Below are 3,221 nucleotides of genomic sequence, written 5' to 3'. Positions count from 1 at the left end.
ATGCCTCCACCTTCACAGCCATTTTTTGATGGGATGGAGCCTGATTTGCCTGCCAGAGAGCAGCGTCATGAAGATTAAGCTTTTAGGTGACAGCACATGAGCTGGTCAATCAGTCGTGCCGCCCGAGAGACGGGCCTGTCCAAATCTACGATCAGCCGTGCGATCAAATCAGGTCGAATTTCTGCAGCAAGGCAGCACGATGGGTCTTACCTCATCGAGCCTGTAGAGCTATTTCGCGTCTACCCACGCAACAACGCGCAACCCCCGTCAGATGCGCGTCATGATGAAGTGCGCAACCCACTCAAGGAAGCTTCTGCAACCGCCTCAAATGAGATAGAACTTCTGAAACTGAAGCTTGCCATGACTGAAGAGCTTCTAGTTCAGGAACGAGAAAACTCGAAGCGTCAGCAGGAGACGGTACAAGATCTGCGTAAGAGGCTTGATGCCGCAACAGACAGAGTCTTGGCTCTAGCGCAACCAGAGCAACCCACTGCTAATGCACCACTTGAAGCAGCACGCAACCCCAGGAAAAGGCGCTTTTGGTGGAGTTGGAAGCAGGGCTAGGAGCAGCAACCGGCCGCCTGGATCGCGACAGTGACGGCATTCCCTGCGAAAGCATCTGCTGACACTTACAAAGTAAGACTTGTAGCGCTGAGAAAGACGAATGGCCAAAACCAAAGGACATGGAAACCCTAACTGGACCCACGATGAAATTGTTCTCGCGTTAGATCTTTACCTCCGCCTTGACAGAAACGTCCCGTCTCCTCGCTCTCCAGAGATTCAAGCACTCTCCGCAGTTCTGCGGTCAATGCCCTATCATCTTGAAGCAGCCAAGCAGCCGTCGTTTAGAAATCCGGACGGCGTCGGCTTTAAACTGATGAATCTGCGGCAGCTCGACAGCGGCAGAGGACTATCGAACGTATCGAAGACAGATCGCCAGGTATGGGAGAAATATAGTTCTCAACCAGCCACTGTTAGATCTCTTGCTGACGCTATCAGCACAGGCATGAAGACAATCTTGCCAGAAGAAATTCCAGAGGAAGTCGAGGAACTTCCCGAAGGAAGACTTCTCACTGCGATCCATGTCAGAAAAGAGCGTAATCCGAAGGTTCGCAAGATGCTGCTCGATGCACGTAGAGCAACCGGCCTGAGATGCGAAATATGTGATCTGTCACGACCTGACATCAAAGCAGAATTAGAAGATGCGATTTTCGAAGCTCACCACATTGTCCCGCTAGCAGGTGCTAGGGAAAGAAAAACAAAGCTCTCCGATCTATCGCTACTTTGTGCTTGCTGTCACCGCGCGATACACCGGGCGATGATTATTGAAAAAAAGTGGCTGACTATCCCCGAAGCCCGCGGCTTGATCCTCTAAAGCTAGAATTCATCAACCTCCGGTCCCAGCTTATTTGGTAATAAGTGTATGTGCTCGGGCTAGGAATGTAGGATACTGTCATGCCCAATCACTCCGATGCTTATCTTTGCCTTGAAGCCTGGGAAAATTTTTAATTACGTTCTAGGGAGCTCCTTTCTAATAGTTAAGCTGCTCTCCGTTTCATCCAAATATATCATGTCCGAAATCACTGCTCCCTGCGTGAGATCCATAAAATGGAACGAATGTGGCTTCTCCATCAGAATCTTCTGTGTAACCAACAACATGGAAAACTCCCGGAGGGAACGGCCTCAGGGGGTTTTTAAGCAAAGCCTCTGACACTTCACCTGCTACCTCAGGGCCTTCCACTACCCAAACAATATTTATTGAATTAAGACTCAGTGCCTTCATTCTGTTATAACTAATAGCTCCAACCTCTCTCATTCTGGATTTTATAGATTGAACATGTGCTGCAAATTTGACTTCAAATCCTATCTTATTACCCAAAGATTCAACTATAAAATCAGGAGCCCCTTCTTCATTTTTTAGGACACTAAGAAATTTTTTGCTTAACCAGTTTAACACAGCCTGCTCTGCACGAATTACATTGCTGTAAATTCTTATTCTATTGCTTAGGCGAAGATTTGCCAATCTAGAAACATCCCGGACTTCGTCGATCGTTTCTTTAGATACGTCTGCATCCACAAAATTTCTGGAATTCTCAAGGAATCCTTCCGGCTTGTACATCAAAAATGATGTTATTCCACCTACATGCTTTGCTTCATCAACAAGCTCCGGCCGAGGCCCTAATGTCTTAGGACCCTCATCATTTATCTTCCACCACCAATCTTCTTTCCCGTCGTCGGTAACAAATATAATAGATCTTAAGTTATTTTCTTTTGCATGAGTTAGAAGTTGATTCCAAATTACAAAATCTCCAAATTTTCTTTTATACAATACCCCTGAGTGATAATGCTCATCAGGCTCATCCTTGTCTTTTTTTGAATCCAAGTAACCTGGCGGTATCTTGAACTGGTACCTCTTTTCAGCCAGCTTATACAAATCATCCACTTCTTTTTGCTCAGACGGTCCATTTCCAACTTTCCCGTCAAAAAGTTCTTCTATTTTAATTTTTATGGGGTCATGAGTGCTTATCGGCTGCTGGCTTTTTTGGAGTGCATCCAGGTCGGAGAAAAACCTTTCCACCAATTCCTTAAATCCATTAATCAACGGAGAAGGATCAATTAGGGAATGCCTGCGCTCTAATTGAAGGTTTCCTATTTCGCTTTGAAGTTTATTTTGAGAGTTGGTTATAACTTCTCTTATTTCGGAAAATCTTTTTTTCTGACTTAAAATTACCTTCAACCTGTTTCTCTGAAATTCGAGAGCAACATGATGAGGAATCCATATCCTACCTGATATTTTTTCGATAACGTTAATTAGTTGATCTCTAGTTTCTGTTCTGTATCTATAAAGATTCAAAAGACAATTAGTGTCAAATACAAATAGCGCCTCTTCCCAAACCTTTTTATTGTTATTATTTCTTATGTCATCAAATTGTGTAAACATTCCCTTCATCTTATTTTCCTTAGAGTGTCATGGTGAAATTAATGATGCAGATGGTTGCTGAGTTTCTTTGCTTTCAGGGGGCATCTCGCCATTCTCACCCCGAGTTTTGTTCATCATCGGCTTCTTCTGATAGCTATAGTGGTTCGACATAAGTAGTCTCCTGAGAGACGGTTGTATTTCAAGCGTGAAGTGGAAGTCTGAATCCTGCGCTCCTGAGGACCCTCCGATCCCTGACCTAGAGTCCCAAGGTTGGCCTGATTCAGTATCGAGATGCCGAAGG

At 44.9% G+C, this 3,221-nt stretch carries 4 protein-coding genes; 3 read left to right on the top strand and 1 reads right to left on the bottom strand.

Annotated elements, in window-relative coordinates:
- The first annotated feature begins 96 nt into the window (after positions 1 to 96).
- From IE224_RS20545 to IE224_RS20535, 3 genes are read left to right on the top strand one after another with little or no spacing between them, the layout of a single operon-like run.
- A complete protein-coding gene (locus IE224_RS20545; protein WP_191313356.1) occupies positions 97 to 564 on the top strand; it encodes a hypothetical protein in 468 nt (155 codons plus the stop codon).
- Positions 543 to 626 (top strand): excalibur calcium-binding domain-containing protein, encoded by an 84-nt coding sequence (locus tag IE224_RS21490; protein WP_373305593.1) that lies wholly within the window; start codon positions 543 to 545, stop codon positions 624 to 626. Before IE224_RS20545 ends, IE224_RS21490 begins: the two co-directional genes overlap by 22 nt.
- Before the next feature lie 38 nt (positions 627 to 664).
- A complete protein-coding gene (locus IE224_RS20535; RefSeq protein WP_191313354.1) occupies positions 665 to 1,375 on the top strand; it encodes an HNH endonuclease in 711 nt (236 codons plus the stop codon).
- 180 nt (positions 1,376 to 1,555) lie between these two features.
- Here IE224_RS20535 and IE224_RS20530 read toward each other — a convergent pair whose 3' ends face one another.
- Positions 1,556 to 2,950, bottom strand: a complete 1,395-nt coding sequence (locus tag IE224_RS20530) for a PIN-like domain-containing protein (protein WP_191313352.1) — start codon at positions 2,948 to 2,950, stop codon at positions 1,556 to 1,558.
- Between the last annotated feature and the right edge of the window lie 271 nt (positions 2,951 to 3,221).

The sequence above is a fragment of the Paracoccus aerius genome, assembly GCF_014656455.1.
In the GTDB taxonomy this organism is placed as follows: domain Bacteria; phylum Pseudomonadota; class Alphaproteobacteria; order Rhodobacterales; family Rhodobacteraceae; genus Paracoccus; species Paracoccus aerius.
This window is presented reverse-complemented; position numbering and strand designations above follow the sequence as displayed.